The organism is Bradyrhizobium sp. G127 (assembly GCF_021502575.1).
In the GTDB taxonomy this organism is placed as follows: Bacteria; Pseudomonadota; Alphaproteobacteria; order Rhizobiales; family Xanthobacteraceae; genus Afipia.
Map to the genome: position 1 here is coordinate 636,756 of NZ_JAKFGN010000001.1, position 26,343 is coordinate 663,098.

Sequence of the window (26,343 nt, forward strand, 5' to 3'; positions counted from 1 at the left end):
AGAAACGATCCTTGCTTCCAAGCATTAAGCCTTCACTGCAAATGCTTCGCAACAGCGGCGCCGTTGGCATCAATCGGTTCGATGGACGAGCAGGTGGCCGCCCGGTCAGCCGAGCCATGACACCGGCCCATGACAATTGCGCGACATCGCGCACAGGTGCCGGAGCTGCCGGGCCGCGGGCAAATAAAATGACCCGCCCGGGGGGACAACCGGGCGGGTCCTTGGGTCGACGCGGCGTGGATGAGGCGTCGCGCCGAACTCAACCTTGATCAGTAGCAGCTACGAACGCGGCCGATGTAGTTGCCGTAGGCGTCGAACTGGCGAACCCAGCCGCAGCGGCGATAGCCGTAATCATTGGCGTAGGCGTTGCTGGCGGCAGCGGCGAACAGCGCGCCGGCGGCGAGGCCGACACCGATGCCAACGCCATGGTGATGATGATGGAATTTGCCGGCCTGGGCTTCCTGGGTGGTGGCGGCAATGCCACCGGTCAGTGCAACAGCGGCAACTGCGAGGGCGGCAATCCTGGTCTTGATCGACATGAAACTCTCCATCCTTGTTTGGGGCGGACCGTGTGGACCGCATGCCAATTGGTGGAGCGCTGACGGATTTCGGTTCGAACGCCGGCGTGAAAAATCTACGGCGCTATAAGTAAAGCAATATCAATGCCTTGTTTAGTTTAAGATCGTGATTGAGGCTGGTTGGTGAGCCTGGCCAGATCGAATGTCTTCACATCGGTCAGCAATTCGACGAAGGCGCGCGCGCCATGCTCGATCAGCGCCTTGCCCTTCTCGGCCGTGGCCGCGGTTGCATCGCCGACCGCGCCCGCGGGATTGAGATCCTGCATCGCCCACGCAAACGGCGCGGGGCGTCCTGCCGATAGCCAGCGGAATTCCGTCGTCATTTTCTTTTCCGTGGATTCAAAATTCGCGATCCGCTCCTTCCGAACCGACTCGGGAAACGCCGCGAGCATGATCGATGTCTCAACCGCGCCGCCATGAATGCCGAAGCGCAGCTCTTCCGCGGAGAACAGTCCCTCCGGTGCGCCGAACCGGCTCCAGCTTGTGGTCACCGCCAGCATATCGTGCTTCGCGCGCAGATCCTGCGCGATCAGCGCCATCGCAGCGCTGTTGCCGCCGTGGCTTGTGATGATGACGAGCTTTTTCACGCCGATGCGCGCGATGCCATCGCAGAGCGCCATCCATTTTTTCAGCGCGACATCCGTCGCAAGCGTCTGCGTGCCGGGATAAGCGAGGTGCTCGGTTGAAATGCCCACCGGCTCGATCGGCAGGAATGTCACCGGCAGATTTTTCGGGACGATTTCGCGGACGCGCGCAAGATAGGCCTGCCCGATCATCGTGTCGGTCTCGAACGGCAGATGCGGGCCGTGCTGTTCCGTCGCCGCAAGCGGCAGCACCGCGATCCAGTCGCGCGCGGCCACTGGGTCCACTTCGGATAGGCGAATCTCCGACCAGTCTTGCGGGGGTATCGTGGTCATCGCGTGGGGGTTTCTTTGCACAGACGTTGATTTGACAATTTGCAGGATAGCCTTTGCAGAGTACCTTGGACGAGCAGCCTTGCGCCGCAAGAGCATCTGTCAAATAGCGGGTCCAGACGCCCTTGTCGCCCATCATGGGCAAAACGATCCATGGAGTCCAATGATGCCCCCCAGCCGTTTGCTGCGAGCGTTCACCGCCGGGATAGCGCTCTGGGCTTCGGCCGATATGCCGGTTCGCGCGCAGACAGCGGCCGATCTGGACAAGGTCTCGTTTGGCACCAACTGGGTGGCGCAGGCCGAGCATGGCGGGTTTTATCAGGCCGTCGCGGACGGTACCTACAAAAGCTACGGTCTTGACGTCACGATCGTTCCGGGCGGCCCCAACGTCAACAACCGCATCCAGTTGATTGCCGGCAAGCTCGATTTCTTCATGAGCGCCAACACCCTGCAATCGTTCGACGCGGTCGCGAACAACGTGCCGGTCGTGGCGGTCGCAGCGATCTTTCAGAAAGATCCGCAGGTCTTTCTCGCGCATCCTGAATCCAAGGTGACCAAGCTCGAAGATCTCAAGCCGCTGACGCTGTTCGTTTCCAAGGAAGGCATGCCGACCTACTTCCAGTGGCTGAAGTCGGAGTATGGTTTCAGCGAAGAGAACGTGAAGCCCTACACGTTCAATGCCCAGCCCTTCATCGCCGACAAGTCCAGCGCGATGCAGGGGTATGTTACGTCCGAGCCTTATGCGGTCGAGAAGCGCGCGAAATTCAAGCCCACGGTTATTCTGCTGGCTGACTACGGTTTCAACAGTTATTCGACTCTGATCGAAACGCGGACCGCGTTCGCGGAGAAGAAAGCCGATCTGGTGCAGCGCTTCGTCGATGCCTCCGTGACCGGCTGGTACAACTATCTCTACGGCGACAATCGCGCCGCGAATGCGCTGATCAGGAAATCCAATCCCGACATGACCGACGATCTGCTGGCCTACTCCGTGGACAGGATGAAGCAATATGGCATCGTCGATTCCGGGGATGCGCTGGACAACGGCATCGGCGCCATGAACGACGAGCGCATGGCAGCTTTCTTCGCCAAGATGGTTCGTGCCGGAGTGGCCCGGCGCGACATTGATTATCGCAAATCCTACACCCTGCGCTTCGTCAACAAGGCTGTGGGTGTCAACCTGCGAGCGCGGAACTGACAGCCCCGATGTCCATTCTCGAGGCTGATGATACAGGCGGGGGGCTGCCGGGCGGAATCGCGGTCTCGCTGCGCGATGTTACCAAGGTCTACGGCAATGGCATCGCGGCGCTCGGGCCGCTTGATTTGAATATTCGTCCCGGTGAATTCGTCTCGTTGCTCGGTCCGTCCGGCTGCGGCAAGTCGACCGCGCTACGCATCATTGCCGGTCTGAATGAACAAACTACGGGCAGCGTTCACGTGGCAGCGCGGGGCGCGCGGGATCGTTCGCGCCATGATGTTGGCTTCGTCTTTCAGGAGCCGACACTGATGCCGTGGGCGACGGTGCGGGCCAACGTCCAGCTTCCGCTCGATCTGGCGCATATGGCGCACGGCGATGCAAGGGCGCGTGTCAATCAGGCGCTGGCGCAGGTGGGTCTTGTGGAGTTCGCCGACGTCTATCCGCGCGAACTGTCCGGCGGCATGAAAATGCGTGTGTCGCTGGCGCGGGCGCTGGTGACCGATCCCGACATTCTCCTGATGGACGAGCCGTTCGCGGCGCTCGACGAAATCACGCGCTTCAGACTGAACAACGATCTGCTGGTGCTGTGGCGCAAGCTGCGTAAGACCGTAGTGTTCGTGACGCACTCGGTGTTCGAATCGGTCTATCTGTCGCAGCGCGTGGTGATCATGACCTCGCGACCCGGCCGCATCGCCCGTGAGTTTCACATCGGTGCCACCGAACCGCGCGGCGAGGATTTCCGTACCTCTGCCGAATACGCAAGCTATTGCCGCGACGTCTCGGCGGCGCTCGCCCAAGCCAGCACCAGCGAGGCCGTGCGATGACGGCGCGCGATACATCGGGGCAGGCCCTGAAATTTCTGTTGCCGCTGCTGGCGCTCGCGGCCGGTGTCGCGATCTGGGAAGCCGTCGTCCGCATCAACGATATTCCGGTCTATGTGCTGCCCGCGCCGAGCGTGGTGTTCACGAAGCTGGTTCAGGATTGGCCGATCCTGTTCGGTTCGCTGCTGACCACGCTCCTGACCACGATTCAGGGTTTTGTCGCGGCGGCGGTCGGGGGCATCGCGCTCGCGGTTCTGTTCAGCCGCTCGAAATGGCTGGAATATGCTCTGCTGCCTTATGCGGTGATCCTGCAGGTCACGCCGGTGATCGCGATTGCGCCGCTCTTGCTGATCTACCTTCCACAGCATCTCGCCGTCGTCGTCTGCGCCTGGATCGTGGCGTTCTTCCCGGTGCTCTCCAACACCACGCTCGGCCTCAATTCGGTCGACCGCAATCTGCTCGGCCTGTTCGATCTGTACGGCGCCTCGCGCGCGCAGACGCTGCGCTACCTGCAACTGCCTTCGGCGCTGCCGCATATTCTCGGCGGCTTGCGGATCGCGGGCGGACTGTCGCTGATCGGGGCGGTGGTGGCTGAAATCGCCGCAGGCTCCGCCGGTGCCGGTTCCGGACTGGCTTACCGGATCGCGGAGGCTGGTTACCGGCTTAATATTCCCCGGATGTTCGCGGCGCTGTTGCTGCTGTCCATCGCCGGAATTGTCATCTATTTGGGCCTCTCGCTGACCTCGTATCTTGTGCTACGACGCTGGCACGAAAGCGCGCTTGGAAAGGAACAATAATGGCCGCGAATGCTGCTCAAGACAAAATCGATGTGCTGATCTACGGCCCCTCAAAGCCGGTCATCGATGGAGGATTTCCCGCGAATTTCGTGCTGCACAAATTCGAGAACCAGCGCGATCTCGGGCGGCTGGCGCCTGATGTGGCAGCCCGCATTCGCGGCGTCGCAGTCACCGGTCTGGTGCAGGCCGATGCGGCGATGCTGGCGCGTTTTCCCAAGACTGAAATCGTCTCGAGCTTCGGGGTCGGTTACGATCATATCGATTCCAAGTATGCCGCCGGCCACAACATCGTCGTCACCAACACGCCTGACGTGCTGACGGAAGAAGTCGCCGACACCGCGCTCGGTCTTCTGATCGCGACGGTCCGCGAATTCATCAAGGCGGATCGCTATCTGCGCGCGGGACACTGGACCACGCAGAGTTTTCCGCTGAGCCCCGGCTCGCTGCGCGACCGCAAGGTCGGTATGGTTGGCATGGGTCGCATCGGCCAGGCTATTGCGCGCCGCCTCGATGCGTCGCTGGTGCCGGTGGTCTATCACTCGCGCAACCCGGCCAAGGGCGTGACCCACAAGCACTATCCGAATCTGATCGAAATGGCGAAAGACGTCGACACGCTGATCGCCATCACGCCGGGCGGCCCGTCAACCGCGAAGCTGATCAACGCCGATGTGCTCAAGGCGCTCGGACCGCGCGGCGTTCTGATCAACGTCGCACGGGGGTCAGTGGTCGATGAGGAGGCCCTGATCGCCGCGCTCAAGGACGGCTCCATCATGGCGGCCGGCCTCGATGTGTTCGCCAACGAGCCGCAGGTGCCGGATGCATTGAAGGCGATGCAGAACGTCGTGCTGCTGCCGCACATCGCATCGGCCTCGGTGACCACGCGCAACGCCATGGATCAGCTGGTGGTGGACAATCTCAAGGAATGGTTTGCCGGCAAACCGCCGATCACGCCGATCCCTGAGACGCCGGTGAAGGGCCGCTGATCGTGTCGCGCGCCGCGCTGTCCGGTTTCATTCGAGGTCGGCTGGGCAAGCAGGTTTGCCTGCTTGCCTTGACTGTCATCGTTTTGGGTTCGCAGAACGCCGCGGCGCAAGACACGCGGTCGCTGACCTCCGATATGGTCGGGCAATGGGAATTGTCCACGGCGGGCCGTGACAAGACCTGCGTCGTCACGTTGAAGAACGAGACGTCGCCGCAGGGCCTGAAGCTTGAACTGGAGAAAGGTTGCAGCGAGGCGCTGCCTTTCACCAAGGCTATCGCGGCTTGGAGCGTGAAGGGTCTCGACATCGTTCGCCTGCAGGATGTCAGGGGCGAATCGGTCATCGACGTGACCGAAGTCGAAAGCGGCATCTTCGAGGGCCGGCGGGAAGGCGAGGGCATCTACCTGCTTCAGAACCTCGCTGCCGCCCGCGCCCTGTCGAAATCGACCGACCAGTTGATCGGCGACTGGGCGATGATGCGCGAAAGCGGCAAGTCGATCTGCGGACTGACTCTGACCAACACCGAAACCTCGCCGGAAAACTTCGCGGTCTTTTTGAAGCCGCGTTGCGATCCGCTGGTCGCGGGTTTTGCGCCGACCACGTGGCGCATCGAGCGCGGCGAATTGTTGCTTCGATCGGCCAAAGGCGAGATCTGGCGTTTCGAAGCCGACGACAATGCGCAGTGGCGGCGCGTTCCCGACAGCGCGGACCCGCTGATCCTGATGCGGCAGTAGCCGCTGCGGCCGGGCGACGCTTGACCTGCGGGGCTGCACCGCATCGATATCGCCGGGACTGGCATCGTGGCCAGTCCCGATCGTTGGCAACCCGGCAATGCGTCTGCGAATGAGGATGTGAGGTTCGCGGAAAATATCCGCCGCTATTCCGCGGCTTGCGCTGACAAAGCCGGCGGCGAAATCACCTCGAAAATCTTGCACGGAATACGGAAGAAGCCGCGGCCTCCCGCAAGGACCTGGTAATAATCCGATGCTCCGGCAAGCAGACGGTCCAGCCATTCCCTCGGCGTCAGATGAGCGGGCAACGCATCGATGAAGAAAATCTCCGCGCTCGGCGTGTAACGCACATGGATCAATACATCGCTTGCTTTTGTTTCAGCCTCTTCGGATGGAACGGCAAGCCTTACAAGTGCGGTCATCAATAGTCTCCTTTGATCGATTCCAAACGGATCCGCGCGCGGCGCTACAATCCAAAAAGAATTTCCGAACGTCAGAGAAGCTTCATTGATCTACCTCAATTGGCTGGCGCCTAACGGTGCAGCGTCTTGCGCTGCCCAATTTTACATCAGCCGCAGGCCCTTCAGACTGGCGTGGCCGTTCTTGCCGACAATGATGTGATCGTGCACCGAGATGCCCAGCGGATCTGAGATCGTCATGATCGACTTCGTCATTTGCACATCGGCGGTCGATGGCGTGGGATCGCCGGACGGATGATTGTGCACCAGAATGATCGCGGTGGCCGACAATTCAAGCGCACGCTTCACAACCTCGCGCGGATAGACCGGCGTGTGGTCGATGGTGCCGACCTGCTGCAGTTCGTCCGCGATCAACTGGTTGCGTTTGTCGAGAAACAGGATGCGGAATTGCTCCTTGTCCGCAAATGCCATTGCGGCGCGGCAATACTCGATCACCGATGACCATGACGACAGCACGGTCTTCTGTTTGTTGATCTGGCCCCTTGCAACACGGCTCGCGGTTGCCGCGATCAGCTTGATCTCGGTGATCGCGGAGTCCCCCAGGCCGCTGACTTCCTTCAGGCGTAACTCCGGCGCGTGAACCACTTCCGCAAACGATCCGAATTTCGCAATCAGCGATTTCGCCAGCGGTTTGACATCGCGACGTGGCAATGCGCGAAACAGCACCATTTCAAGCAATTCGTAATCGCTGAGCGCATCCGCTCCGGCGTCACGAAAGCGCTCGCGCAGCCGTTCGCGATGGCCGTGATAGTGCGGCGCTTCGGAAAATCCGGACGGATCGTCGGGTTTGGCGGACATGGCGCAATGCGTACTCAGTATGCTGTGAGCATCGCCGTGCGCGGCGGCATTTGCAACCGGCATTTATGCCGCTTCAGGCGGCGGCTTGCCGGCTCCAATATTCCGTGGCGGAAGTTCGGATGAGAAGATGCTTCTGCGTTACGCCGTCTTGTAAGGCGGCTTGTCCAGCTTGCCGGGCGACAGGGTGAAGATTTCGACGCCGTCCTGGGTCACGCCCACCGAATGTTCGAACTGTGCCGACAGCGAGCGGTCGCGGGTCACCGCGGTCCAGCCGTCGGAGAGCACCTTCACGTGCGGCTTGCCGAGATTGATCATCGGCTCGATGGTAAAGAACATGCCGGGCCGCAGCACGACGCCTTCGCCGGGGCGGCCGATGTGGATGATGTTCGGCTCGTCGTGGAACATCCGTCCAAGGCCGTGGCCGCAGAAGTCGCGCACCACGCTCATCTGCTGCGGCTCGACGAAACTCTGGATGGCGTGGCCGATGTCGCCGGTGGTGGCGCCGGGTTTCACGGCGGCGATGCCGCGCATCATCGCCTCATAGGTGACGTCGATCAGCCGCTCTGCGCGGCGCGAAATCTCGCCGACGGCATACATGCGGCTGGAATCGCCGTACCAGCCGTCCACGATGTACGTCACGTCCACGTTGACGATGTCGCCTTCCTTGAGCTGGCGGTCGCCGGGCATGCCGTGGCACACGACATGGTTGATCGAGGTGCAGGTCGAGTAGCGGTAGCCGCGATACATCAAGGTCGCGGGATAGGAGTTGTTGTCGAAAGCGAACTTGCGGACGAAATCGTCGATCTGCGACGTGAAGATGCCGGGGCGGACGATGGCGGCCAGTTCGTCGAGGCATCGTGCCACCAGCGCTCCGGCCTTGCGCATGCCGGCAAACGCGCCGGGGCCGTGCAGCTTGATCTGTCCGGTCTTGCGCAGCGAGGTGTCGGTGGCTTCGATATAGGTCATGAGCGAGTCTGGCTTCAAATCGAGGAAATTGCTGAATTCTTGTTCAATTTAATGGATGCAGCCCCCAGCGCAAGCGTCGCTGGATGCCGGGCTGCCAAGCCTTGTTTTCAGGGCTTATTTTGTCGTTTCAGGGTTCGATTGGAACAGGACGCCCCAGCCTGATCTCGTGGCGGGTGAGATCGCAGGTCCAGGCCAAGGCTTCGACGCCGGCGGTCCGGGCTTTGTCGAAGGCGCGGGCATAGGCGGGATCGATGTCCCGGGCCAGCGTGAACGCATTGGCCGAGCCGATCTGGATCACGAACAGCATCACCGCGCGGGCGCCGGAGACGACCATTTCCGCCAGTTCGTCGAGATGCTTTGCGCCGCGCGCGGTCACCGAATCCGGGAATTCGGCGATCCCTGCGCGGCGCATCAGATGCACGTTCTTGACTTCGACGTAGCAGGGCGGCCGCGCGGCATCCTCCAGCAGGAAATCGACCCGCGAACCCTTGCCGTTGAGGATGCGGCCGTACTTCACCTCACGGCGGATGCTCGCATATCCCGCAAGTTCGGGAATTGTGCCGGCGGCCAGCGCCTCGCCGACGATCGGGTTGGGGTGCATGGTGTTGACACCGACGAGTTCCTGGGCAGTGCCGAAGTCCACCTCTATGAGTTCCCATGAATAAGGCAGCTTGCGCGCAAGGCTCGCAGATTTGGAGAGCCAGACCCGCGCGCCCTCGGCCTGCAAGCCGGTCATGGCACCGGGATTGGCGACATGGGCGGTGATGAGCGTGCCGTCGGCAAGCGCGACGTCCGCAAGAAAGCGCTTGTAGCGGCGGATCAGGGTCGCCGGGACCAGTTCGCTGGCAAAGCGCATGTCGCGTCAGTTCTGCACGTCGATCACGGTCTCGACCGGCAGCGCGCCTCCGCGCACCCGGATTTCGCGCACCGGGTAAGGCACGCGGATGTTCTCGCGCTTGAAGGCGTCCCACAGCTTGAGCATCACTTCGCTGCGGACATTGTCGGGGCCGACATCAAGATCGGCGACCCAGAATGTCAGCGTGAACCGCATGCAGGTTTCCGCGAACTCCACCAGCAGGCAGTTCGGCGGCTTGAAACTGGCGACGCTTGACGTCTGGCCGGCAATATCGACGGCGAGCTTGCAGACGACGTTAGGATCGGCCTCGTAATTGGTCGCGAAGTTGACCTTCACCAGCATGTTCTTGTCGGTGTAGGTCCAATTGACGACCTTCTGCGTCACGAGGTCTTCGTTGGGGATCAGGATCTCGCGGCCGTCGCCCGCTGCCACGGAAATATAACGGGTGTTCATCGCGCTGATGCGGCCGGAACTGTCGCCAATGGTGACCAGATCGCCTGGCTTCACCGACTTGTCCGCCAGCAGAATGACCCCGCTGATGAAGTTGGCCACGATTTTCTGCAAACCGAAACCGAGGCCGACGCCGATGGCGCCGGAGAAAATCGCGAAAACGGAAAGGTCGATGCCTGCCGCGCTCATCACGACGGCGAATGCCGCCACCATCAACGCCAGCCGCATCATCTTGATCAGCAGCACCTGAACCGACGGGGTGAGATCCCGCGAGCGCGAAATCCGTGTTTCGAGGAAATTGCCGAGCAGGCCGACGAGCCACAGGGCAATGCCCATGGAGACGGCGACCTTCAAGATCAGCAGCGGGGTCACGCGCAACGCGCCAAGAGGGATGGATATCGAATCCAGCGCCGCCGACACTTCGTCCAGTTTGCCGATGATGCTCAGCGCCGCCACGATCCATGCCGTCACGGAGACCGCGCGCACCACGAACTCGTTCCGGATCAGGCTCGTCGCCAGCCGGATGACGACCCAGGCGGTGGCCAGGCTGGCTGCGGTGGAGAGCAGGTAGCCGTGTCTCAGGATTTCGGTCTTCACGACGATGGCGCGGGCGATGGTGGCCAGCAGCGCGAAGATAATTGTGCCGGCGCGATTTATCAGGACGCGGACCAGCATGCGCAGCGGTGCGGGCAGGCCCATCGCCAGCGACGCGGGATCGATCCTGCTGCGCAGGAAGCTGGCGAATGCAAGCGAGACGCCGGCCGCCACGAGGATGATGCCGACCTGCACATAGAACCATGGCGATACGAGATAGGCCTCCGCGGCCCGGATGGTGGCTTGCAACGCCTGCCGGATATCGTCCCACTCCATGGGCCATTCACCTTCAAAGAAGCAGACCGGTTCGGCGGCCTCGAATTTTATCTGACCTTAAAACCGCTGACGCGATTCGGTTATTTCGCGAGATTCACACATTCCGTCGCGACAGGCGCGGGAATCTGCCGCGCGGGGGACTTAACACCAGCAAATCCGGCACAATCGTGATCGCGGCGATAAATGGGTTGGCGTGGAGGCGCTCCGACGATATTCATGCAAGTGCAAGTATTTGAGATCGTGGCAGACGGAGACAGACCCAGCTAATGGCATCCCTCGACTCGGTCAGCATTGCCATTCTGCTCGGCTCCGTCCTCGTTATGGCGGGCATTCTTTCCAGCCTGCTCGCGTTGCGCTTCGGTGCGCCACTGCTGCTGGTCTTCCTGTTCGTCGGTATGGCCGCCGGCGAAAACGGGCCGGGCGGCCTCCGGTTCGACGACGTGCGGACCACCTATCTGGTCGGCTCGCTGGCTTTGGCGCTGATCCTGTTTGACGGCGGACTGAAAACGCGTTTCCAGTCCATCCGCACCGTGCTGGCGCCATCCATCGTGTTGGCGACGGTCGGTGTGCTGCTGACGGCGCTTATTACGGCGCCGGTCGCCAAATACGGTCTGAACATCGGCTGGCCCGAAGCCCTGCTGGTCGGCGCAGTCGTGGCGTCCACCGACGCCGCCGCTGTGTTCCTGCTGGTTCACACCCAGGGTCTTCGGCTGCGGCCGCGCGTCGGCGCGACGCTGGAAGTCGAATCCGGCACCAACGATCCGTTTGCGATCTTTCTCACGCTGGTGCTGGTGGAATTGCTGTCCATCGGCCAGAGCAGTTCGCTTCACGTCGCCGTACAATTCGCGCGCGAGGTTTTTCTCGGCGGACTGATCGGCGTTACCGGTGCATGGCTGGTGGTGCTGGCGCTCAACCGCGTCTCTTTGCCACAGGGATTGCATGCGCCGTTCGTCACCACGGCGGCGCTGGTGATCTTCGGCATCGCGCAGATCTGCCATTCCTCGGGGTTTCTTGCGGTCTATGTCGCCGGCATGCTGATCGGCAACCGGCCGACGCGTGCGCATAACTCCGTCGTTGCCTTTCTCGATGCCGCGACGTGGCTGGCCCAGATCGTCATGTTCGTGATGCTCGGCCTGCTGGTGTCGCCCAGCCGGACGCTGGAGACGGTGATTCCGGCGATTGGCGTGGCGCTGGTGCTGATGCTGGTGGCGCGGCCTGTCGCAGTCTTTCTTTGCCTTGCGCCGTTCCGGTTCAACTGGCGGGAACGAACTTTCATCGCCTGGGTCGGGCTGCGCGGCGCGGTCGCGATCTTTCTGGCTTCCATCCCGATGCTGGTCGGATTGCCGAATGCGCAGGTCTATTTCGATGTCGCCTTCGTCGTCGTCATCATCTCGCTGTTGCTTCAAGGCTGGACGCTGGCCTCGGCGGCGCGCTGGCTCCATGTGGCGCTGCCCAGAGCGGATCGCGGCCCGCGGCGCGTCGAACTCGATCTGCCCGGACAACTCGAACAGCAACTGGTCGGCTATCCGGTCCGCGCCAACAGCCTGTTCCTGAAACGCGGGCTGATCCCGTCATGGTCGAAGCCGACGCTGGTGATCCGCGACGAAAAGATTCTCTCGCCCGTCGAGGCCGAACCGGTGGTGAAGGGCGACTATCTCTACCTGCTGGCGCCGCCGGAGAAGGCCGAAGCGCTGGATCGGTTCTTCGTCGACATGCATCTGGTACCCGCGCCGGACCCGCATCTGCTTGGCGACTTCATGATGCCGGGCGATGTCACGCTGCGGGATGTCGCCGACACCTACGGTATCAACGTCCCGCCCAGCGACGCGCATCTGACCCTTGCGGATTATTTCGACATTCATCTCGATCACGCGCCGCGCGTGGGCGCGACCCTCCCGCTCGATTCCATTGTGCTGGTGGCGCGCCATATCGGCGGCGCACGCGTGAGTGTTGTCGGCCTTCGCCTGCCGGAAGACGAAGACGTGTCTGCTCCTCCTCCGTCACGGCGCGCCGTTGCCAAGCGCAAGCTGGCGCGGGCCTGGAGCTGGCTGATCGGAGCCTAGAAGTTACAGAGCGCGGGACGGCAGCAGCAGCGGTCCATCCGGCGTCTCGACCCGATTGACCGAAATGCCGAATACCTCTGCGATGCGGTCAGGCGTCAGCGCCAGAGACGGCACATCGTTGGCAACGATGTGGCCCTCGTTCATCACCACAACGCGATCCGCGAACCGCATCGCCAGCGCGAGATCGTGGATGATCGCGAGCACCGCCGTCCCCTGGTGGGCGATCCGCTGCAACAGGTCCATGACGATAAGCTGATGCCGCTCATCAAGCGAGGCCGTCGGCTCATCCGCGATCAGCACCGACGCCTCGGTGGCAAGCGCCCGTGCTATGGCGACGCGCGCCCGTTCGCCGCCCGACAGCGTTGTGATCAGCCGCGATGAGAAATCCCGAACGGCGGTCGCGTCCATGGCGCGTTCGATGGCGATGCGGTCTTTCGCTGATGTCTGCGAGAACGGATCGGCATGCGGCTCGCGTCCAAGCGCAACGATACCATCCACTCGCATCGGCCAGTGAAACTCATGTCCTTGCGGCAGATAGGAAATGGCGCGGGCGCGCGCGCGGGGCGCCAGTTCGAGCAGGCTGCTGCTATCGAATGTCACGGAGCCTTCCGCCGCGATCAGCCCGGCCATGGCGCGCGCCAGCGTGGTTTTGCCGGCGCCGTTGGGCCCGGCGAGGATTGTAAGTTCTCCGGCATTCAGCGTCAGATCGGCATTGTCCACGATCGGGCCCGAGCCACGCGTGACGGTGATTCCGGTTGCAACGAGACGCGGTGCGGCGTTCGGCTTCATTGCGTGCCATCCTCCAGCGCGCGGCGCTCGTGGAAGATCATCGCCAGGAAGAACGGCACGCCGATCAGCGCCGTCACCACGCCGATCTTGATCTCGATGACCGCCGGGATCAGCCGCACGGCGATATCGGCGGCCATCAGCAGCGCTGCACCTGCCAGCGAGGCCGGCAGCAGCACGCGCGCAGGATCGGACCCGTAGAAGCGGCGCACCAGGTGCGGTGCGACCAGACCGACGAATGAAATCGCGCCCGCGACCGAGACAGCGGCACCAACCCCGAGGGCGACGCCGATCACCACCAGCACGCGGGTGCGCTCGACATTGACGCCGAGCGACGCCGCCGCGTCCTCACCGAGCGTCAATGCGCGGAACGCGCTGGCGTTAATGGCCAGCACGAGCCAGCTTGTGACCATGAAGGGCGCGGCCAGCCAGACATGTTCCATGCTGCGGTCGCGCAGCGAGCCGAGTAGCCAGAACGCGATCTCCAGCGCGATGTAGGGATTGGGCGCGAGATTGAGAATGAGGGCGATGGCCGCCCCCGCAAGGCTTGCGAGTGCAAGGCCGGCCAGGAGAGTCACGGTCAGCGACGCGCGGCGTCCGGCGATGGCGACCAGCGCGCCGACCGACAGCAATGCGCCTGCGATGCCGCCGAGCGGCACCGCCAGCGACAGCGCATTCGCCAGACCGAAGGCCATGATCGCTGCCGCCGCCGCAGCAGCGGCCTGCGGCGCCCCGAACAGCGACGGCTCGGCGAGCGGATTGCGCAGCAGGCCCTGCAACGATGCGCCAGCTAAACCAAACGTCGCGCCGATCAGCAGCGCCAGCAGGGTGCGCGGCAGGCGAATATCGCGCACGATGATCGAGGCGACGCCCTGATCGGAAAACAGCGCCGCGACGACGGTGCGCGGCGAGAACTGCGCAGGACCGGTCATGAGCGACAGCACGAACAGCACCGCCACCAGCACGGCCAGCATCGCGGTCAGCAGGGTGCCCTGAAGATGTTCCTGGCGATCGCTGGTCATTCCGTTCCGATATTCCGGCGTATCTTCACGGCCGAACAGCCGCTGACGCAACACAATGGACGTGGCATAACAGGCCATCATGATCAAGAAAACCATCTTTGCGGCCGCGCTTGTTTTGGCCATGTTTGCGGCGCTTGGCAGCAACGCGCAGGACGCGCGCGCGGACGGCTTGCCCAGGCGGATCGTGTCGTTCAACCTCTGCGCCGACCAGTTGCTGCTTGCGCTGGCCGATCCGGGGCAGATCGCCGGGCTGTCGCCCTACGCAGTCAATCCGGTTCTCTCGGTCATGACCGGCAAGGCCGCGTCGTTTCCCCGTTTGGATTGGGATGCGGAATCGGTGGTGAACCTCGCGCCGGATCTGGTGCTCGGCGGTCCCAGCCATCGCCCGATCCATGCCATGCTGAGCGCGATGGGCATCCGCGTGGTGGATGTCGATCTCATCCGCAATCTCGCGGATGCGCGGCGGCAGGCGCGCGAGCTCGGAGCGCTGATCGGTCATCCCGAACGCGGCGAGGCGCTGGCCCGTCAGCTTGAACAGGCCGAGGCAAGACTGGCCGCTGTGGCGATGAAGCCGCCGCTGACGGCGCTGGTCATTCAGCGCGAAGGATACCGCGAAGGTCCGGCCAGTCTGGCCTCGGGCATGTTGTCGATCGCCGGACTGCGTGCGCCCGATCGTGGATCGTCGGGAGCCGGCGGCTTCATGTCTGCCGAGCAGGGCGGCTTCGTGTCGCTCGAACATTTGCTGACCGACGGGCCGGACGTGCTGGTGTTGCAGGACCCGCCATCCGAGGCGCGCGATCAGGGCGCGCTGTTCATCACGCATCCGGCGCTGCTGGCGCGCTATGGCGCGAACCGGCGGATCGATCTTCCCGAACGGTATACGCTGTGCGGCGGCCCGCCGTTGGTGCAGGGCCTGGATTATCTCGCGACCGCGATCAAGGCGCTGAAGTAGCGCGTGATCCCGAAAAGTGTGAAGCGGTTTTCGGGTCAGACCATGCGCACCCTTAAAGGGCAACCGGCAGGACCTCGACGCCGCCGAAGGCCGCGACCTTGCCGCCTTTCAGGATTGCGACATTGGTCGCCAGTTGCCGCACCTCGTTGGCATCATGGCTGACCAGAACCATCGGCACGCTGGCCTCGTCGCGCAGCCGCACGAAATACGGCATGATCTCCGCCTTGCGCTCGTCATCGAGCGCGCCGAGTGGCTCGTCGAGCAGCAGCAGCTTCGGCTTTGCCAGCAGCGCACGGCCAAGCGCAACGCGCTGGCGCTCGCCGCCCGAAAGTTGCGCGGGACGGCGATCGAGCAGATGGCCGATGTCGAGCAGATCGACGGTGTGTTTCTCGGCGGCGGCATCGGGATCGAGTCCGTTCATGCGCCGTCCGTAATCGAGATTCTGCCGGACGCTGAAATGCGGAAACAACCGGGCGTCCTGAAACACATAACCCATGCGCCGCTTGTGCGGAGGAATATGCAGGCCGGTTGCCGTGTCGTCGAGGATGTCTCCGTCGAGCGACATCCGGCCCCGGTCGGGCGTGATGAGCCCTGCGATCAGGTTGATGATCGAGGTCTTGCCGGTGCCGGAATTGCCGAACAGGCCCGTCACCAGCCCGTCGCTTGTGAACGACACGCTGAGCCGGAATTCGCCAAGCTGCTTTTCGATATCGACCAGCAGCATTTTCAATAGCCGTGCAGGCGTTGCGTGGCGCGGCGCGCCAGGACTTCGGAGGCGATCAGCGCGATCATAGCGATCGCAATCGATACCATCACAAGGCGTAGCGCGGCGGCGTCGCCATTGGGCGTCTGGGTCAGTGAATAGATCGCCGCCGAAATCGTCTGGGTCTCGCCGGGAATGTTGGAGACGAAGGTAATCGTCGCGCCGAATTCCCCGATGGCCTTGGCGAAGCCGAGCACCATGCCGGCGACGATTCCCGGCAGGGCCAGAGGCAGCGTGACGGTGAGGAAGACGCGCCAGGGCGCCGCACCGAGCGTGCTCGCCGCCTGTTCCAGTTTGCGATCCACCGCTTCGATGGAGAGGCGGATCGGCCGCACCAGCAGCGGGAACGACATCACGCCGCAGGCCAGCGCCGCGCCGGTCCAGCGGAACGCGAACACGATGCCGAGGTGATCGGCAAGCCAGCCGCCGACCAGGCCCTTGCGGCCGAATGTCAGCAGCAGCAGATAGCCCGTCACGACCGGAGGCAGCACCAGTGGCAGATAGATCAACGCGTCAAGCGCAGCCTTGCCCCAGAAATTATGCCGCGCCAGCAGCCACGCCACGGCGATGCCGAGCGGCGTGGCGACCAGCGTGGCAATGGAGGCGACCCGCAACGAGAGCAGGATCGCCGTCCATTCTTCAGCGGAAATTTCGGACACGTCGGTGCGTTATCAGGCTGTCGGCTTGATCAGGAACGTAAAGCCGTACTTTTCGAAAATCGCCTTCGCCGCCGCCGAGCGCAGGAATGCGAGATAAGGCGTCGCGTCCGGCTTCGCGCTTGTGGTCGCCGCGACCGGATAGATGATCGCCGGATGCGAATCCGCCGGGAAGGCGCCGATGATCTTCACGCCGGGTTCGACCTTGGCGTCGGTCTCGTAGACGATACCGAGCGGCGCTTCACCGCGCGCCACCAGCGCCAGCGCGGCACGGACGCTCTCGGCCATCGCGAATTTCGATTCCGCCGCCTGCCACGAACCGAGCTTTTCCAGCGCCGCCTTGGCGTATTTGCCGACCGGCACGGACTTCACGTCGCCGGTTGCGATCCTGCCGTCGCCCGCGAGCTTGGCGAGATCGAAGCCCTGTCCGATCATGACGCTCGCAACGTGGGAATCCTTCGGCGCGATCAGCACGATCTTGTTGCCGAGCAGGTTGACGCGGGTCGGATCGCTGACGGTCTTCTTGCCGGCGGAATAATCCATCCAGTCGGTGTCGGCGGAGATGAAGATGTCCGCCGGCGCGCCCTGTTCGAGCTGCTTGGCCAGTGCGGAGCTGGCGGCATAGCTTGCGACCACCTTGATGCCGGTTTTCGCGGTGTAGGCGGCATTGGCTTCGTCGAGCGCGTTCTTCATGGATGCCGCGGCGAACACGGTAATGGTCTTGTCCTGGACGACTGTCGGCGGCGCACCGGCAGGCTTGGCGTCCTGAGCATGGGTAATGGAAAAAAGTGGCGCGCAGACAAGCGCGGTCATAACAAGAAGTCGGGACATAAAGGTCATTTGGCGCTCCATAGCGGCTCGCGCGCAGCGAGCGCACGTCGACCGGCTTCGATCATTTCATCTGACGACAAGCGGAAGCGCCGTTCCGGCAGCCCCGGCAGCGCGCAGCGTGCCGGAGTATCGTTCTTGGGGACAATATCAGTCGTGGGTCCTGCGTAAAGTCCTCGTTCGCTACTCAATTACAGGCGCGATGGCCATTTTAATGGCAGTCTCCGAGACGCCGCTGATCTGGATAATCGCCGGACCGGCAATGAGATCGAATTTGATGGTCTTGCGGATGCCGTCGCAGCCGGTGACGCCGCTGAAGACCTTCGGCTTGAGGAAGCTGCCGTTCTGGAGAACGTCGACCCAAGCGGATCCGGACAGGCTGATCGAATAGACGCCATTCGCGGGGATGTTTTTCACCGTGCTGAAGCCGGCGAATGTATCCGGCTTCGGCGCGCGTTCGGGCGGCGAGGGCAGCTTCGCCTCCGCCGCAGGCTTGAGGTCGAGGATGACGGTCTGCGGCAATGCCCCGGTCAGATCGCTGCCGGAGGCGAGCTTGGGAACGTTGGTCTGCGAGAGCGCCGCGCGTTCTCGTGTCACATCCCATCTGAACTTGTCGCAGCCGACGGGCTCCTGAGCCCAAGCGTATGACGATCCCAGCAGGACTGAGACGGCGGCGAGGACGGCAAAGGTCTGTCGCGTCATGTTCAATCCAACGGTGATCATGACATCGGAGGACTTGATCACGGCAGTCACCGCATCGCCGGTGTTGCGTCCCGGTTCGTCAACAGCTTCGATGATGGTGGGGTGGGTCATGATCTGGCTGGCTCCGGTATCGATGCACGCATACGCGATAGTCACGGCATTTTTTTGACGCCGCTGTTGTGACAGCCGGTCCTGCTTGCCGGGATCAGACTCTACGGCGCGAGCAGAACCTGCCGGCATTCGGCAGGCAGATCCGCCAGCGTCATTGGCGGCTTCGGCTTCGGCGGCGTCACCGGCGACTTGGGATGCAGCACGGCGTCGCTGAACCAGTAGGCGAGATCGCCGGCGCTGCATCCTTCGCTCTCGTTTGGCGGCGGCTGCGCTTCGCAATTGGTGCTGCCTGGCGGACATTTCATGCGGACATGAAAATGATAATCGTGTCCGTACATCGGGCGCACCTTGGACAGCCAGCTTCGATCGCCCTTGGCTTCCCGGCACAGCGCCTTCTTGATGGCGGCGTTGACGAAGATGCGCTCCACCTGCGGCTCCTGCGCCGCGGCGCGGATGACCGGAAGATGCGACGGCGTCCATGTCTGGGGATCGATGTCGAGGCGATCCTTCCGCACCATCATCACCGCGGATGTTTCCTCGCGTTCCTCGCGCGAGAGCTGCCGGTTCGGCATCGGCGTCAGCCAGATATCGGCGTCCAGTCCCACCTGATGGCTGGCATGGCCGGTGAGCATCGGCCCGCCGCGCGGTTGCGACATGTCGCCCACCAGCAATCCCGGCCATCCCGCGGTCTTCTGGGCCTTCACCGCCAGCCGCTCGAGCAGCGCGATCAGGTCCGGATGTCCCCAGTTGCGGTTACGCGAGAGCCGCATCACCTGCCATGCCGATCCGTTGATCGGCAGCGCGACGGCGCCGGCGATGCAGCCCTTGGCGTAGAAACCGATCGATCTTACCGCGAGGGACGCGGGCAGCGGTTTGCGGCCGAACAATTCCTTGGCCGCAAGAGTCGGATCATTGGGATTGGTGAGCGGCGGCAGCGGCTTCGGATTGACGCTGCCTTTGTCCTGCGCCCGCGCCGGACCTGCCGTCAGTGTGACAGCAGACATCGCGAACGTCGTCGCCAGGGTGATCGCGAGAATCGGACGGCACGGCATCATGGCGCGCGTTATAGCGTAACGCCGGTCCGGCGACGAGACCGCTCGGCCTCTTTAACCAGCCGTTAGCCATGGCGAAGACTGGCGGAAAATGGTGCGAGCAGCATTCACCGCATATTTGCGCCGGTTCGCGGCCCATTTGTTGTGCAAGCGGGACATCAATGTCGCGTGACTGCGGTGATCATTCCCGAATGCAACAGCAGTATGCTGCATCTTACGCCGAAAAGACCGGGCACGATGTTGGAGCAGCCCGCCGAATAGGCAACCGCGATTCACGCTTTGCAAACCTTGTGTGCCGAGCACGCAGCCGTCCCGGGAAAGGAACCTTTTTTTCAGATACTTGTACCAAGACTACCCGCGCAGAATGCGGGAATGGCGGGGCAATGCCGACACATCGGCCAAAAGCAAGAAACAGGATCGTCAAGGCGAAGCTGGCGCGGGGGAAGTTGGCGGTTCGCCGGCCGAAAGCCGCGCCGAAATTGCTGACCAGACGGCGCAAGGTTTCCGAAATCAGCGAGATCGTGCGCACGCGCGCCGAAGCCGAGGCGGCGATCGCGGACGCCCAGAAGTCGGACGCGCGGCTGCGCGAAGCCATCGATATCCTTCCGCAGGGCATCGTGTTTCTCGATGCCGACGGCCGCTACATCCTCTGGAACAAGAAGTACGCGGAGATCTATTCAAAGAGCGCGGATCTGTTCAAGCATGGCGCGAAGCTGCGCGACACGCTGAAAGTCGGCGTCGCCCGCGGCGATTATCCCGAAGCCATCGGCCACGAAGAGGAGTGGATCAACGAGCGCCTGGATAAAATGTATCATCCGGGCCACGCCCATGAGCAAGTCTTGGCCGACGGCCGCTGCATCCTGATTGATGAACGCCTGACCAGCGACGGCGGCGTGATCGGCCTGCGCGTCGACATCACCGATCTGAAGGAGCGCGAAGCCTCGTTCCGGCTGCTGTTCGACGGCAATCCGGTCCCGATGATCGTCTGCGCCCAGGACAGCGAGCGGATCATCGGCGTCAACGATGCCGCCATCGCGCACTACGGTTACGCGCGCGAGCATTTCGAGAAGCTGAAGATTTCGGACGTTCAGGCGTTCGATCAGGAAACGCCGTGGACCGGCGACCAGAGCACCGAGGAGCGCGCCGCGCGGACCTGGAAACACGTCAAGGCCGACGGCTCGCTGATCGATGTCGCGATCTATTCCCGCCTGCTGGTGTTCGAAGGCAAGCCCTCGGTCCTGCTGGCACTGATGGACATCACCGAGCGCAAGCGCGCCGAGGCGCGGCTCGCCTTCATGGCGCAGCACGACGGCCTCACCGGATTGCCGAACCGCATCCTGCTGCGGCAGCGGCTCGACGAATTGCTGGCGCACACCCGGCGCAGCGGCGACAAGGTCGCGGTGCTGTTCCTCGACCTCGACAACTTCAAGGCCATCAACGATACGCTGGGCCACGCGATCGGCGACAAGCTCTTGAAGGGCGTGACCAAACGGCTGCGCTCGTCGCTGCGCGAGGAGGACGCCATCGCGCGTCTCGGCTCCGATGAATTCGCCGTGGTGCAGGCCGGAGTCACGCGGCCGGAAGAGGTCGCCATGCTGGCGCGCCGGCTGATCGCGGCGATCAGCGAGCCCTATCTGTTCGACGGCCATACCATCGTCAGCGGCGCCAGCATCGGCATCGCCATCGCGCCCGGCGACGGCGATGACGCCGAGAAACTGCTCAAGAACGCCGACATGGCGCTGTCGCGGGCCAAGAGCGAAGGGCTCGGCACCTTCAGCTTCTTCGAGGCGGAAATGGACGCCCGCGCCCAGGCGCGCCGGCGCATCGAAATCGATCTGCGCGCCGCCATCGAGAACAGCGTGCTGCAGCCGCATTACCAGCCGCTGGTCGATCTCAAGAGCGGACAGATCACGGGCTTCGAGGCGCTGGTGCGCTGGCCGCACGCCGAGCGCGGCATGATTTCGCCGGCGGAGTTCATTCCGGTCGCCGAAGAAACCGGCCTCATCAACGCGGTCGGCGGCCTGATGCTGCGGCGCGCCTGCATGGACGCGGCGCAGTGGCCGGATGACGTGCGCGTCGCGGTCAACCTGTCGCCGCTGCAATTCCGCGTCGGCAACCTCTTGTCCGTGGTGATGGACGCGCTGAAAGCATCGGGCCTGTCGCCGAAACGGCTTGAACTGGAGATCACCGAAACCCTGCTGCTCGACAAGAGCGACCAGGTGCTGGCGACGCTGCACGCGCTGCGCGCGCTCGGGGTGCGGATTTCGATGGACGATTTCGGCACCGGCTATTCGTCGCTGAGCTACCTGCGCAGCTTCCCGTTCGACAAGATCAAGATCGACCAGTCGTTCGTGCGCGACCTCGGCTCCAACCAGGATGCGCAGGCCATCGTCCGCTCGATCATCAGCCTCGGCATGGGACTTGGCGTGACCATCACGGCGGAAGGCGTCGAGACCGAAGCCGAGCTGAGCTGCCTGCGCGCGGAAGGCTGTCACGAAGGTCAGGGTTTTCTGTTCAGCCGGGCGCGGCCGAACGCCGAGATCACCCAGCTTTTGCTGGCGCAACGCAACGCACGCGAAGAGCGGGCGACGATGGTGGCCTGACAGGGTCACCGGCGCGCGCCTCGCGTCACCATCAATGAAATACCCCGGCTCGCGCCGGGGTTTTTTATTCGCCTAAATCACTTCTTCGATTTCTTCTTCTTCGCCTTCTTGGTTTTCTTCGCGGTCTTGGCCTTCACGGCCTTCGAGACGTCGTCGATCTCGGCCTTGCCGACGTGCTTCACGATCGACTTGATCGTGCTCTTGGCGGATGCCTTGCTCTTGTACCCTTCCGAGGCGAACACTTTTTCGCCGTTCGATGCTTTGAAGCGGAAACGGAATTCTCCGGCCTTGTCTTTGTAGATCTCAAACTTGTAGGCCATCACTCTCTCCGATGGTTGGAAATTTTGCAGGCGAGCCAGACTCGGAGGATGCGCGCGAAGAGTCAAGCAAAGCCCGCGCGTTTCCTCACGCGCGCATCGAGCAGATTCGGCTTGAACGCAGGATGAACGGCAGCCTGCGGCGACATCATCGCGATGAGGCGTCGCCGTGATGATGTTGTCCGCGCGATTATTTCGCAGGGATTGCAAGAGTCTATAGCGATACAAGATCGTGCTGCCTCGTCGTTGCGAGGAGCGCTTGCGACGAAGCAATCCAGTTGTTCCTTCGCTAGCGCTTTGAAATTGATTTTGAGATCGGAAAAATATGGATTGCTTCGCGGAGCCTGTCATCGGGCGGCGCCATGGCGCGTCATAGACGCGCGTAAATGCACTTTCGGCGCCGACCGTTGGCTCGCAATGACGTCGTAAATACATTGCCCCGTTCATTCAGGACGCCAAACGCGCCGATGCATCCGCTTTATCGAGGGCGCGGACAGCCCGGTCCTGTTTTCCGTCTCTCGTTGAAGAGAGAATGGAGCGCCGGGAGGCGCCAGAGTGCTTGCGAGGCACCCTTCGACGAACCCTGGCGAGGGGTCCGTCCGCGTGCCTGACGAGAGCGGGTTGCGAGTCCGTCTCGCGAGGCGCGCGCGTTCTGGAGCGAAAGGTTTGCGAGGCCTTCCGCCCGAACGCTGCGCCTCCCGGCGCTCCACCTTGCCAGCGCCCCGACGTGATGGGGTGGCGGCTGTGAAGTTCATCCTTCCGCGTCATGAGCGCAAAAGGGTGAATAGGAATATAGTCTTTTTACTCGCGTGCGTCAAGAGCCCACCGCGATGAGGCAGGCGGCCTTTACGCAATCTTCAGGTGCCAGCCGCTATCGACGGACAGGACTCAAGAAGGGAAGCGGGCTGAATGACCATCGCGCGTCGGATTGCTGTTGCGACTGCAAGCATCGCCTTTTTTCATATGGCGCTGGCCGCCGCGACGGCGGCGTCCATTCCCGCCGGGCCTGCGGGCGATGCGTTCTACACCCCGCCGTCGCCGCTGCCGAACGGGCCGCGCGGTTCGGTGATCTGGTCGCGTCCGCTCGACGGCACCATGGCATTGCCGAGCGCGAAGAAGAACACGCTGGTTCTCTATCGTTCGGCGGGCGCGAAGGGCGGCAGCGTCGCCGTCTCGGGCACCCTGTCGATTCCGCAGGGAGAAGCGCCGCGAGGCGGCTGGCCGGTGATCGTCTGGACCCATGGGACGATCGGGCTTGCGCCCATCTGCGCGCCGTCACGCGATACCGACAGCGGCCCGGAACACGACTATGTCGCCGTCATGCGCACGCTGCTTGATGGCTTCGTGAAGCAAGGTTACGCGATCGTCGCTACCGACTACGAAGGCCTCGGCACGCCGGGCGACCAGCCGTATCTGCAGGGCGTGCCGACCGCCCGCAACGCCCTCGACATGCTGGAAGCCGTGCGCGTGATCGAGCCGAAGATCGGCAAGCGCTATGCGGTGGCGGGCCACTCGCAGGGCGGGCAGGTCGATCTGTTCGCGGCGGCCATCGGGCCCTCTTATGTTCCGAAGTTCAAACTGGTCGGCAATGTCGCCTTCGCGCCCGGCTCGCATATTGCGGACCGTGTAAAGCTGGTGATGACGTCGGCGAAGACCGAGCTGTCGTTGCCTTACGTTCTCTACGTGCTCCGGTCCTATGCGCAAGCCGATCCGAAGATCGATCTCAAGCGCATTCTCACGCCTGAGGCGCTGTCGCATCTGCCGGACCTGTTCCAGGGCTGCATGACGCAATCGCTGACGAAGGGATACTGGTCGACCGCCATCGCGAAGGACCAGTTCGTCGCCAAGCCGGATCTGCGCGCGTTTCTCAAGATGACGCGGCAGAACGAGCCGGGCCATCTGCGCATCAAGGCGCCGACCATGATCATGCAGGGGACGGCCGACATCACTGTGCCGCCGACGGATACCGACAGTCTGGCGCGCCAGCTCTGCGCGGGCGGCAACAGGCTCGAGTACCGGCCGGTCGCCGGCGTAGACCACGACGGTTCGATGGTGAAGGGCGGAGCCGACGCGGTGGCTTATGTCGATGCCCGGTTCAGGGGCGAGAGGGCGGCGAGCAATTGCCGCGCGCTGCCAAAGGCGGGGAAGTAGGGCGGATGCTGGCCGGAGACGCTCAGCTATCCACCTTCAGCGCGGCAATGAACGCTTCCTGCGGGATGTCGACCTTGCCGAACTGCCGCATCTTCTTCTTGCCTTCCTTCTGCTTCTCCAGAAGTTTGCGCTTGCGGCTGATGTCGCCGCCGTAGCACTTCGCGGTGACGTCCTTGCGCAGTGCGCGCACTGTTTCGCGGGCGATGATCTTGCCGCCGATCGCCGCCTGGATCGGAATCACGAACATATGCGGCGGGATCAGCTCCTTCATCTTCTCGACCATGGCGCGGCCGCGGCCTTCGGCGCGAGTCCGGTGCACCAGCATCGAGAGCGCGTCCACCGGCTCGTTGTTGACGAGGATCTGCATCTTCACCAGATCGGCTGGCTTGTAGTCGGTGAGGTGATAGTCGAACGAGGCGTAGCCCTTTGAAACCGACTTCAGCCGATCGTAGAAGTCGAACACCACTTCGTTGAGCGGCAGCGCGTATTTCACCATGGCGCGGGCGCCGACATAGGTCAGCTCGATCTGGTTGCCGCGGCGCTCCTGACACAGCTTCAGCACGCTGCCGAGATAGTCGTCCGGGGTGAGGATGGTGGCCTCGATCCACGGCTCGTGAATCTCGGCGATCTTCACCACGTCCGGCATGTCGATCGGATTGTGAATCTCGATCTCCTGCCCGTCGGTGAGGTGCATCTTGTAAATGACCGACGGCGCGGTGGCGATCAGGTTGAGATTGAACTCGCGGGAGAGCCGCTCCTGGATGATTTCCAGATGCAAGAGGCCGAGGAAGCCGCAGCGGAAGCCAAAACCTAATGCAGCGCTGGTCTCCATCTCGAATGAGAAGCTTGCGTCGTTCAGGCGCAGTTTGCCCATCGCCGCGCGCAGCGTCTCGAAGTCGTCGGCATCGACAGGAAAAAGTCCGCAGAACACCACCGGCACCGCGGGCTTGAAGCCCGGCAGCATCTCGGTGACCGGCTTGCGGTCGTCGGTGATGGTGTCGCCGACGCGGGTATCGGCAACTTCCTTGATCGCCGCGGTGATGAAGCCGATTTCGCCGGGGCCGAGTTCGTCGACCTGCGTCATCTTCGGCGTGAAAAAGCCGACGCGCTCGACGTCGTAGGCCGCGCCGGTGCCCATCATGCGGATGCGGGAATTCTTTTTCATCACGCCGTCGACGACGCGGATGAGAACCACGACGCCGAGATAGACGTCGTACCAGCTATCGACCAGCAGTGCCTTCAGCGTCGCGTCGCGGTCGCCCTTCGGCGGCGGCAGGCGGGTGACGATGGCTTCCAGCACGTCGGGAATCCCGAGACCCGTCTTCGCCGAGATCATCACCGCCTCGGAGGCGTCGATGCCGATCACGTCTTCGATCTGCTGCTTGACCTGCTCGGGTTCGGCGGCGGGCAGGTCGATCTTGTTGAGCACTGGCACGATCTCGTGACCGGCGTCGAGCGCGTGATAAACGTTGGCAAGCGTCTGGGCTTCCACGCCCTGCGACGCGTCCACCACCAGCAGCGAGCCTTCGCAGGCCGCCAGCGAGCGCGAGACTTCGTAGGCGAAGTCGACGTGGCCCGGCGTGTCCATCAGGTTGAAGATGTAGCTCTTGCCGTCCTTCGCCTTGTAATTGAGGCGGACGGTCTGCGCCTTGATGGTGATGCCGCGCTCGCGCTCGATGTCCATCGAATCGAGCACCTGTTCCTTCATCTCGCGCGCCTCCAGCCCGCCGGTGGTCTGGATCAGGCGGTCGGCCAGCGTCGATTTGCCATGGTCGATATGGGCGACGATGGAGAAGTTGCGGATGTTGGAAATAGGGGCAGTTGTCATGGGCGCGGGATAGCATTGACGCTTCCAAGCGGCAACAAAATTGGGCTGTTCCGGGGCTGACTTCCGCAGAAATC

General features: G+C 63.0%; 24 protein-coding genes and 1 pseudogene. 9 read left to right on the forward strand and 16 right to left on the reverse strand.

Annotated elements, in window-relative coordinates; all coding sequences use genetic code 11:
* Nucleotides 1-269: 269 nt before the first annotated feature.
* A complete protein-coding gene (locus LVY71_RS03030; protein WP_235098054.1) occupies nucleotides 270-539 on the reverse strand; it encodes a hypothetical protein in 270 nt (89 codons plus the stop codon).
* A 137-nt stretch (nucleotides 540-676) separates the two neighbouring features.
* On the reverse strand, nucleotides 677-1,495 hold the full coding sequence (locus LVY71_RS03035) for a creatininase family protein (RefSeq protein ID WP_235098056.1): 819 nt from the start codon (nucleotides 1,493-1,495) through the stop codon (nucleotides 677-679).
* A 163-nt stretch (nucleotides 1,496-1,658) separates the two neighbouring features.
* On the opposite strand from LVY71_RS03035, the gene LVY71_RS03040 reads away from it, so the two are divergent.
* Genes LVY71_RS03040 through LVY71_RS03060 form a run of 5 tightly spaced genes read left to right on the forward strand, consistent with a single transcriptional unit; the run spans nucleotide 1,659 to nucleotide 6,019 of the window.
* Nucleotides 1,659-2,687, forward strand: coding sequence for an ABC transporter substrate-binding protein (locus tag LVY71_RS03040; RefSeq protein ID WP_235098058.1), 1,029 nt, complete (start codon nucleotides 1,659-1,661; stop codon nucleotides 2,685-2,687).
* Nucleotides 2,688-2,695: 8 nt separating this feature from the next.
* Complete coding sequence (locus LVY71_RS03045; RefSeq protein WP_235098060.1) at nucleotides 2,696-3,511, forward strand: ABC transporter ATP-binding protein; 816 nt, start codon at nucleotides 2,696-2,698, stop codon at nucleotides 3,509-3,511.
* Nucleotides 3,508-4,305, forward strand: a complete 798-nt coding sequence (locus tag LVY71_RS03050; protein WP_235098062.1) for an ABC transporter permease — start codon at nucleotides 3,508-3,510, stop codon at nucleotides 4,303-4,305. Before LVY71_RS03045 ends, LVY71_RS03050 begins: the two co-directional genes overlap by 4 nt.
* Nucleotides 4,305-5,288, forward strand: coding sequence for a 2-hydroxyacid dehydrogenase (locus LVY71_RS03055; RefSeq protein WP_235098064.1), 984 nt, complete (start codon nucleotides 4,305-4,307; stop codon nucleotides 5,286-5,288). The genes LVY71_RS03050 and LVY71_RS03055 overlap by 1 nt, the downstream gene beginning before the upstream one ends.
* Before the next feature lie 2 nt (nucleotides 5,289-5,290).
* Nucleotides 5,291-6,019, forward strand: a complete 729-nt coding sequence (locus LVY71_RS03060; RefSeq protein WP_235098065.1) for an AprI/Inh family metalloprotease inhibitor — start codon at nucleotides 5,291-5,293, stop codon at nucleotides 6,017-6,019.
* A gap of 143 nt (nucleotides 6,020-6,162) precedes the next feature.
* On the opposite strand, the gene LVY71_RS03065 is transcribed toward LVY71_RS03060, so the two are convergent.
* From LVY71_RS03065 to LVY71_RS03085, 5 genes are all read right to left on the reverse strand, one after another.
* Nucleotides 6,163-6,438 carry a hypothetical protein gene (locus tag LVY71_RS03065; RefSeq protein ID WP_235098067.1) on the reverse strand — a complete coding sequence of 92 codons (276 nt, stop codon included), beginning with the start codon at nucleotides 6,436-6,438 and terminating at the stop codon, nucleotides 6,163-6,165.
* 141 nt (nucleotides 6,439-6,579) lie between these two features.
* Nucleotides 6,580-7,293 carry a RadC family protein gene (gene radC, locus LVY71_RS03070; RefSeq protein WP_235098070.1) on the reverse strand — a complete coding sequence of 238 codons (714 nt, stop codon included), beginning with the start codon at nucleotides 7,291-7,293 and terminating at the stop codon, nucleotides 6,580-6,582.
* A gap of 138 nt (nucleotides 7,294-7,431) precedes the next feature.
* Entirely contained in the window at nucleotides 7,432-8,259 is an 828-nt protein-coding gene (gene map, locus LVY71_RS03075; protein WP_235098072.1) for a type I methionyl aminopeptidase, read from the reverse strand.
* A gap of 127 nt (nucleotides 8,260-8,386) precedes the next feature.
* Nucleotides 8,387-9,115, reverse strand: coding sequence for a DNA/RNA nuclease SfsA (sfsA, locus tag LVY71_RS03080; RefSeq protein ID WP_235098074.1), 729 nt, complete (start codon nucleotides 9,113-9,115; stop codon nucleotides 8,387-8,389).
* 6 nt (nucleotides 9,116-9,121) lie between these two features.
* Nucleotides 9,122-10,435 (reverse strand): mechanosensitive ion channel family protein, encoded by a 1,314-nt coding sequence (locus LVY71_RS03085; RefSeq protein WP_235098076.1) that lies wholly within the window; start codon nucleotides 10,433-10,435, stop codon nucleotides 9,122-9,124.
* 266 nt (nucleotides 10,436-10,701) lie between these two features.
* Here LVY71_RS03085 and LVY71_RS03090 point away from each other — a divergent pair, with 266 nt between their 5' ends.
* Complete coding sequence (locus LVY71_RS03090; RefSeq protein WP_235098079.1) at nucleotides 10,702-12,498, forward strand: potassium/proton antiporter; 1,797 nt, start codon at nucleotides 10,702-10,704, stop codon at nucleotides 12,496-12,498.
* Nucleotides 12,499-12,501: 3 nt separating this feature from the next.
* Here the strand turns inward: LVY71_RS03090 and LVY71_RS03095 are convergent, their stop codons facing one another.
* Both LVY71_RS03095 and LVY71_RS03100 read right to left on the reverse strand, forming a co-directional pair.
* A complete protein-coding gene (locus LVY71_RS03095; RefSeq protein WP_235098081.1) occupies nucleotides 12,502-13,287 on the reverse strand; it encodes an ABC transporter ATP-binding protein in 786 nt (261 codons plus the stop codon).
* Nucleotides 13,284-14,306 (reverse strand): FecCD family ABC transporter permease, encoded by a 1,023-nt coding sequence (locus LVY71_RS03100; RefSeq protein WP_235100000.1) that lies wholly within the window; start codon nucleotides 14,304-14,306, stop codon nucleotides 13,284-13,286. Before LVY71_RS03100 ends, LVY71_RS03095 begins: the two co-directional genes overlap by 4 nt.
* A 79-nt stretch (nucleotides 14,307-14,385) precedes the next feature.
* On the opposite strand from LVY71_RS03100, the gene LVY71_RS03105 reads away from it, so the two are divergent.
* Complete coding sequence (locus tag LVY71_RS03105; RefSeq protein WP_235098083.1) at nucleotides 14,386-15,258, forward strand: ABC transporter substrate-binding protein; 873 nt, start codon at nucleotides 14,386-14,388, stop codon at nucleotides 15,256-15,258.
* Between the two features lie 52 nt (nucleotides 15,259-15,310).
* Here the strand turns inward: LVY71_RS03105 and modC are convergent, their stop codons facing one another.
* The 5 genes from modC to mepA form a co-directional block, all read right to left on the reverse strand.
* Complete coding sequence (gene modC, locus LVY71_RS03110) at nucleotides 15,311-15,982, reverse strand: molybdenum ABC transporter ATP-binding protein (RefSeq protein ID WP_235098085.1); 672 nt, start codon at nucleotides 15,980-15,982, stop codon at nucleotides 15,311-15,313.
* Nucleotides 15,983-15,984: 2 nt separating this feature from the next.
* Nucleotides 15,985-16,680 (reverse strand): molybdate ABC transporter permease subunit, encoded by a 696-nt coding sequence (modB, locus tag LVY71_RS03115; protein WP_235098087.1) that lies wholly within the window; start codon nucleotides 16,678-16,680, stop codon nucleotides 15,985-15,987.
* Nucleotides 16,681-16,692: 12 nt separating this feature from the next.
* Nucleotides 16,693-17,517: a molybdate ABC transporter substrate-binding protein gene (gene modA, locus LVY71_RS03120; RefSeq protein ID WP_235098088.1), complete on the reverse strand. Its 825-nt coding sequence runs from the start codon at nucleotides 17,515-17,517 to the stop codon at nucleotides 16,693-16,695.
* A gap of 171 nt (nucleotides 17,518-17,688) precedes the next feature.
* Nucleotides 17,689-18,363 (reverse strand): hypothetical protein, encoded by a 675-nt coding sequence (locus LVY71_RS03125; RefSeq protein WP_349629876.1) that lies wholly within the window; start codon nucleotides 18,361-18,363, stop codon nucleotides 17,689-17,691.
* A 56-nt stretch (nucleotides 18,364-18,419) separates the two neighbouring features.
* Nucleotides 18,420-19,322 (reverse strand): penicillin-insensitive murein endopeptidase, encoded by a 903-nt coding sequence (gene mepA / locus LVY71_RS03130; protein WP_235098090.1) that lies wholly within the window; start codon nucleotides 19,320-19,322, stop codon nucleotides 18,420-18,422.
* A 431-nt stretch (nucleotides 19,323-19,753) separates the two neighbouring features.
* Here mepA and LVY71_RS03135 point away from each other — a divergent pair, with 431 nt between their 5' ends.
* On the forward strand, nucleotides 19,754-21,973 hold the full coding sequence (locus LVY71_RS03135; protein ID WP_235098092.1) for a sensor domain-containing protein: 2,220 nt from the start codon (nucleotides 19,754-19,756) through the stop codon (nucleotides 21,971-21,973).
* A gap of 137 nt (nucleotides 21,974-22,110) precedes the next feature.
* Here the strand turns inward: LVY71_RS03135 and LVY71_RS03140 are convergent.
* Nucleotides 22,111-22,293, reverse strand: a pseudogene (locus LVY71_RS03140) (YegP family protein); the annotation flags it as partial.
* 906 nt (nucleotides 22,294-23,199) lie between these two features.
* On the opposite strand from LVY71_RS03140, the gene LVY71_RS03145 reads away from it, so the two are divergent.
* The gene (locus tag LVY71_RS03145; protein WP_235098094.1) at nucleotides 23,200-24,441 is read left to right on the forward strand and encodes an alpha/beta fold hydrolase; all 1,242 of its coding nucleotides are present in this window, start codon (nucleotides 23,200-23,202) and stop codon (nucleotides 24,439-24,441) included.
* A 22-nt stretch (nucleotides 24,442-24,463) separates the two neighbouring features.
* Here the strand turns inward: LVY71_RS03145 and lepA are convergent, their stop codons facing one another.
* Nucleotides 24,464-26,269: a translation elongation factor 4 gene (lepA, locus tag LVY71_RS03150; protein ID WP_235098096.1), complete on the reverse strand. Its 1,806-nt coding sequence runs from the start codon at nucleotides 26,267-26,269 to the stop codon at nucleotides 24,464-24,466.
* Nucleotides 26,270-26,343: the final 74 nt, after the last annotated feature.

Coding starts and splice junctions, on each gene's coding strand:
- modC (WP_235098085.1), bottom strand. CDS start 15,982: ATGCTGCTGGTCGATATCGAAAAGCAGCTTGGCGAATTCCGGCTCAGC.
- LVY71_RS03085 (WP_235098076.1), bottom strand. CDS start 10,435: ATGGAGTGGGACGATATCCGGCAGGCGTTGCAAGCCACCATCCGGGCC.
- radC (WP_235098070.1), bottom strand. CDS start 7,293: ATGTCCGCCAAACCCGACGATCCGTCCGGATTTTCCGAAGCGCCGCAC.
- LVY71_RS03135 (WP_235098092.1), top strand. CDS start 19,754: ATGCCGACACATCGGCCAAAAGCAAGAAACAGGATCGTCAAGGCGAAG.
- LVY71_RS03100 (WP_235100000.1), bottom strand. CDS start 14,306: ATGACCAGCGATCGCCAGGAACATCTTCAGGGCACCCTGCTGACCGCG.
- LVY71_RS03045 (WP_235098060.1), top strand. CDS start 2,696: ATGTCCATTCTCGAGGCTGATGATACAGGCGGGGGGCTGCCGGGCGGA.
- sfsA (WP_235098074.1), bottom strand. CDS start 9,115: ATGCGCTTTGCCAGCGAACTGGTCCCGGCGACCCTGATCCGCCGCTAC.
- LVY71_RS03035 (WP_235098056.1), bottom strand. CDS start 1,495: ATGACCACGATACCCCCGCAAGACTGGTCGGAGATTCGCCTATCCGAA.
- LVY71_RS03105 (WP_235098083.1), top strand. CDS start 14,386: ATGATCAAGAAAACCATCTTTGCGGCCGCGCTTGTTTTGGCCATGTTT.
- LVY71_RS03065 (WP_235098067.1), bottom strand. CDS start 6,438: ATGACCGCACTTGTAAGGCTTGCCGTTCCATCCGAAGAGGCTGAAACA.
- map (WP_235098072.1), bottom strand. CDS start 8,259: ATGACCTATATCGAAGCCACCGACACCTCGCTGCGCAAGACCGGACAG.
- LVY71_RS03090 (WP_235098079.1), top strand. CDS start 10,702: ATGGCATCCCTCGACTCGGTCAGCATTGCCATTCTGCTCGGCTCCGTC.
- LVY71_RS03095 (WP_235098081.1), bottom strand. CDS start 13,287: ATGAAGCCGAACGCCGCACCGCGTCTCGTTGCAACCGGAATCACCGTC.
- mepA (WP_235098090.1), bottom strand. CDS start 19,322: ATGTCTGCTGTCACACTGACGGCAGGTCCGGCGCGGGCGCAGGACAAA.
- LVY71_RS03050 (WP_235098062.1), top strand. CDS start 3,508: ATGACGGCGCGCGATACATCGGGGCAGGCCCTGAAATTTCTGTTGCCG.
- LVY71_RS03040 (WP_235098058.1), top strand. CDS start 1,659: ATGCCCCCCAGCCGTTTGCTGCGAGCGTTCACCGCCGGGATAGCGCTC.
- LVY71_RS03030 (WP_235098054.1), bottom strand. CDS start 539: ATGTCGATCAAGACCAGGATTGCCGCCCTCGCAGTTGCCGCTGTTGCA.
- modA (WP_235098088.1), bottom strand. CDS start 17,517: ATGACCTTTATGTCCCGACTTCTTGTTATGACCGCGCTTGTCTGCGCG.
- LVY71_RS03145 (WP_235098094.1), top strand. CDS start 23,200: ATGACCATCGCGCGTCGGATTGCTGTTGCGACTGCAAGCATCGCCTTT.
- LVY71_RS03055 (WP_235098064.1), top strand. CDS start 4,305: ATGGCCGCGAATGCTGCTCAAGACAAAATCGATGTGCTGATCTACGGC.
- lepA (WP_235098096.1), bottom strand. CDS start 26,269: ATGACAACTGCCCCTATTTCCAACATCCGCAACTTCTCCATCGTCGCC.